The organism is Streptomyces alkaliterrae, from assembly GCF_007097205.2.
Taxonomy (GTDB): domain Bacteria; phylum Actinomycetota; class Actinomycetes; order Streptomycetales; family Streptomycetaceae; genus Streptomyces; species Streptomyces alkaliterrae.
Map to the genome: position 1 here is coordinate 1 of NZ_VJYK02000458.1, position 3025 is coordinate 3025.

The 3025-nt window shown below is 71.4% G+C and carries 2 protein-coding genes; both read left to right on the forward strand.

Annotation, left to right across the window (positions count from 1 at the left end; translation table 11 throughout):
* Positions 1-52 precede the first annotated feature (52 nt).
* On the forward strand, positions 53-1483 hold the full coding sequence (locus FNX44_RS25510; protein WP_407699214.1) for a glycosyltransferase family 87 protein: 1431 nt from the start codon (positions 53-55) through the stop codon (positions 1481-1483).
* A 5-nt stretch (positions 1484-1488) separates the two neighbouring features.
* On the forward strand, positions 1489-2793 hold the full coding sequence (locus FNX44_RS25515) for an MFS transporter (RefSeq protein WP_143651347.1): 1305 nt from the start codon (positions 1489-1491) through the stop codon (positions 2791-2793).
* Positions 2794-3025 lie beyond the last annotated feature (232 nt).

A 3025-nucleotide genomic window follows, 5' to 3' on the forward strand; every position in this document is an offset into this window, starting at 1 on the left:
CCCCTCCCCCTCTCACCGTCCGCCGGCGGGGCGGTAGGGCAGGATGGCCGCCATGAGTGCGCGTGACGACAGCCCCGTACCGCCCACCCGCCAGGACGAGGTCGCCGCGGCGGCGAGCGAGCTGATCGGCGGCCCGCTCGGCAGGCGGGCCCTGACCGGCACCGGCTGGTGGAACCCGGTGCGGATCGTCGTGCTGGTCGCGCTCGGCCTCTTCGCGCTCGGCATGGTGCAGAAACTGCCCTGCTACAACGAGGCGTGGTTCTTCGGCCAGGGCGCGCAGTACGTGCACGCCTGCTACTCCGACATCCCGCACCTGTACGTCGGCCGCGGCTTCCACGAGGGGGCCGTGCCGTACTGGGACTCGATCGCCGACTACTCGCGCGGCATGGAGTACCTGGAGTACCCGGTGCTCACCGGGCTGTTCATGCAGGTCGCCGCCTGGCTGACGCCGGGCTCCGACGTGCTGATGCACGAGCAGCAGATGTACTGGCTGGTCAACGCGGGCATGCTGATGGCCTGCACCGCGCTGCTTGTCGTCTGCGTCGCCCGCACCCACCGGCGCCGGCCGTGGGACGCCCTGCTCGTCGCGCTCGCCCCCGCGTTCGCGCTCACCGCGACGATCAACTGGGATCTGCTGGCCGTCGCGCTGACGGCCGCGGCGATGCTGATGTGGTCCCGGAGCCGGCCGCTTGTCTTCGGCGTCCTGCTGGGGCTGGCCACCGCGGCGAAGCTCTACCCGTTGCTGCTCCTCGGCCCGCTGCTGGTCCTCTGCTGGCGGGCGGGAAGGCTGCGCGAGTGGGGGATCGCCCTCGCCGGCGCAGTCGGCTCCTGGACGCTGGTGAACCTGCCGGTGATGCTGTACGCCTGGGACGGCTGGACGAAGTTCTACACCTTCAGCCAGGAACGGCCGGTCGACTTCGGCTCGGTGTGGCTGATCATCTCCCAGCGCACCGGCAGCCCGCTGGAGAACGCCAACACCTACGGCACCGCCCTCATGCTGCTCGGCTGCGCCGCGATCGCCATGCTCGCGCTGACCGCGCCGCGACGCCCCCGCTTCGCCCAGCTCGCCTTCCTCGTCGTCGCCCTCTTCGTGCTCACCAACAAGGTGTACTCACCGCAGTACGTGCTCTGGCTGATCCCGCTTGCCGCGCTCGCCCGACCGCGCTGGCGGGACTTCCTCGTCTGGCAGTCCTGCGAGGTCGTCTACTACCTCGGCATCTGGTACTACCTCGCCTACACCAGCGGCGGCGAGAACAAGCAGGGCCTGCCGCCCGAGGTGTACCAGCTGACGATCGCGGTCCACGTGCTCGGCACCCTCTACCTCTGCGCGCTGGTGGTGTGGGACGCGCGCAGGCCGCACCTGGACCGGGTCCGCCAGGACGGCTCGGACGACCCTTCGGGCGGTGTGCTCGACGGCGCGCCGGACCGGTTCTCCCTGGTCCACCCGTCCCGGCGGGCCGCATTGCAGGATCTGCGAAGCTGACCGGCATGGCTGACGCACGCACCGGACTGGTCCACGACGGACGCGTCCTTCTGCGCTTCCGCTACTTCCGCCGACTGCTCGCGGTGCGGCTGCTGTCCCAACTCTCCGACGGCGTCTACCAGGTGGCGCTCGCCACCTACGTGGTGTTCTCCCCGGAGAAGCAGACGTCACCCGCGGAGATCGCCTCCGCCATGGCCGTACTGCTGCTTCCGTACTCCGTACTCGGCCCGTTTGTCGGGGTGCTGCTCGACCGGTGGCAGCGCCGGCAGGTGCTGCTGCTCGGCAACCTGCTGCGCGCGGTACTCGCCGTCGGCACCGCCGCGCTCATCGCGGCGTCGGCACCGACCTGGCTGTTCTACGCCTCCGCCCTCTCCGTGACGGCTGTCAACCGCTTCATCCTGGCGGGGCTCTCGGCCTCACTGCCGCGTGTCGTCGACGCCGAACGCCTGGTGATGGCCAACTCCGTCTCCCCCACGGCCGGGACGATCGCCGCGACCGTCGGCGGCGGACTGGCGATCGGCGTCCGCCTGCTGGCCCCCGAGGGCGGCGCCTCGGACGCGGCCGTCGTCCTGCTGGCCGCCGCGATCTACCTGCTCGGCGGGCTGGCGGCCCTACGGCTCGGCCGTGAACTCCTCGGCCCCGAGCCGTCCTTCCTCCAGCCGCGCCTCGCGGCGGCGATCAGCGACACCGTCCGGGGGCTGTGGAACGGGCTGGGTCATCTGGCGCAGCGGCCTCTGGCCGCCAAGTCGCTGGCCGCCATGACCCTCCTGCGCTTCTGCTACGGCGCGCTCACGGTGATGGTGCTCATGCTCTGCCGCTACGCCTGGGCCGAGGACGTCACGGAGGGCATGGCACTGCTCGGCCTCGCCGTCGGCGTGTCGGGGTTCGGCTTCTTCGTCGCGGCGGTGCTGACGCCGCTCGGTGCGCGGCGGTTCGGGCGGTTGGGCTACATGGGCCTGTGGGCGGCGCTGGCCGCCGTCCTGCTGCTGCCGCTGGGCCTGCCGTTCCGGCCGGGGCCGATGCTCGTGGCCGCGTTCCTGCTCGGCGCGGCCACGCAGAGCGCCAAGATCTGCACGGACACCATCGTCCAGGCGGAGGTGGACGACGGCTACCGGGGCCGGGTGTTCTCCCTCTACGACATGCTCTACAACGTGGCGTTTGTCAGCGCCGCGGCCGTGGCGGCGCTGATGCTGCCACCTGACGGCCGCTCGGCGACGCTGGTGGTGGGGGTGGCGGCGCTGTACGCGGCAATCGCCTGGTGGATCCGCCGCATTGGCCGAGCCCGCCTAGCCGCTCGAGCAGGGTCCTGAGAGCGCTCGAACGTCACATCACCGCATCAGCCCTGTCACAAGGCGGCCCCGCCCGGACAGTTGTCACTCCTTATCGCTAACTTACGTGGGCCACCTCTACGAGGTGCGCGTCAGGCACTCCATCCCAAGGGGGACCCCGAATGTCCACTCCGCCTCCGCCCCCGCCGCAGGGCGACAACCCGTACGGCCAGCCCGGTCAGGGCCAGCCCGGCACGCCCCCCCACGGCATGCC

Bases quoted from the DNA above. Each gene is read 5' to 3' on its own strand.
- FNX44_RS25510 (WP_407699214.1), top strand. From the start codon at position 53: ATGAGTGCGCGTGACGACAGCCCCGTACCGCCCACCCGCCAGGACGAG.
- FNX44_RS25515 (WP_143651347.1), top strand. From the start codon at position 1,489: ATGGCTGACGCACGCACCGGACTGGTCCACGACGGACGCGTCCTTCTG.